General features: G+C 73.5%; 1 protein-coding gene and 1 pseudogene. One reads left to right on the forward strand and one right to left on the reverse strand.

Annotation, left to right across the window (positions count from 1 at the left end):
• The first annotated feature begins 182 nt into the window (after positions 1–182).
• Positions 183–401, forward strand: a complete 219-nt coding sequence (locus tag PV350_RS46615; protein ID WP_499512588.1) for a DUF2277 domain-containing protein — start codon at positions 183–185, stop codon at positions 399–401.
• A gap of 178 nt (positions 402–579) precedes the next feature.
• On the opposite strand, the pseudogene PV350_RS46620 reads toward PV350_RS46615, so the two are convergent.
• A pseudogene (locus PV350_RS46620) lies at positions 580–1,272 on the reverse strand (hypothetical protein); the annotation flags it as partial.

Raw genomic sequence — 1,272 nt, forward strand, 5'->3', positions numbered from 1 at the left:
GGTGCGGAGGTTGCCGGGGCCGGTGGCGGAGTTGTTCGGGGAGTCGCTGGGGGAGGTGGACGGCCGGTACATCGAGCTGACGGTGGAGGACGCGGCCGCCGCCCCCACCACCAGCCGCCCTCACCGCCGGGCGCGGCCGCGCGCAGGGTGGGCGTGACAGTGGGTGCGGGCACACTGGAGCCATGTGCCGAAGCATCAAGACCCTGCGCCCGCCGATGACGCCCGAGGTCGGCGAAGAGGACATCAGGGCCGCGGCCCTGCAGTACGTGCGGAAGATCTCCGGGTTCCGGGCGCCGGCGGCGCACAACCGGGAGGCGTTCGAGGAGGCGGTGGACGCGGTGGCGGCGGCCACGCGGGAGTTGCTGGACGGGATCCAGGTGCGGGGCCAGAGGGCCTCCTAGTCCCTGCGGGTGGTTCCCTGCAGCGGCGTGACGGTGAGTTGCGGTGTGGTGACGGTAGGTTGTGGCCTGCTCGAAACAGTCCGCCGCTGCACTGAGGTGTGCCATGTCCGTTGTCCGTAGGGCCCTCGTCGTCACCGCTCTCACCGCCGTGCTGCTGGCCAGCGCCGTCGTGTGCCAGTCAGCGGAGTGACACCTGCTGGTGCAGGCCGGGGATCGTGAGCCGCTGCGCGGCCAGCAGCTGGTTGTACGCCACGACCTGCGTGAAGAAGACCGGGATGGGGATCGTCAGCCCGGGCGGCAGCGGGGGCGGTGTGTCCGGGGTGAAGGTGACCGGGAGCAGGCCGAGGAGGTTGCCGCTCAGGACGCGGGTGAGCAGGACGACCGGGCGTCCGGTGGCGGTCGTGGTGCTCCAGGGCCGGGCGTCGGACTCGAGTTCGCCCTGGCAGGGGGCCCACGGCGACGGCTCGGCGGAGACGTGGCCGATGCCGGGCAGCCCCATGTCCAGCAGCGGCAGGCCGATCCCGGGCAGGCCGTGGAAGGGCGGGGTCCAGTCGCGGGCGTGGTGCCGGGCGCAGGCGGGGGAGAGCAGGCCCGCGGTCTGGCGGAGGCTCGCGATGTCGGCGCGCCAGGCGGTGAAGACCAGGACGCGTTCCGCGCCGGCGCGGGTGGGGACGGCGGTGATGCCGTGGTACGTCAGCCCGGTCAGGACCAGCAGCGGGGTGCGTACGCGGAACGGCTGCTCGGCGGTGATGACGCGGTCGCGGTAGCGGGCCGCGCCGATCGACAGCTCCAGGGAGACCTTCGGCAGGCACCAGGGGGAGTCGGGGGTGCCCAGGCGGATGCGGGCGGGGAGCAGGGAGAGCGGTTCGTC

Origin of the sequence: Streptomyces sp. PA03-6a (genome assembly GCF_033792765.1) — a bacterium.
Classification (GTDB): domain Bacteria; phylum Actinomycetota; class Actinomycetes; order Streptomycetales; family Streptomycetaceae; genus Actinacidiphila.

Bases quoted from the DNA above. Each gene is read 5' to 3' on its own strand.
- PV350_RS46615 (WP_499512588.1), top strand. From the start codon at position 183: ATGTGCCGAAGCATCAAGACCCTGCGCCCGCCGATGACGCCCGAGGTC.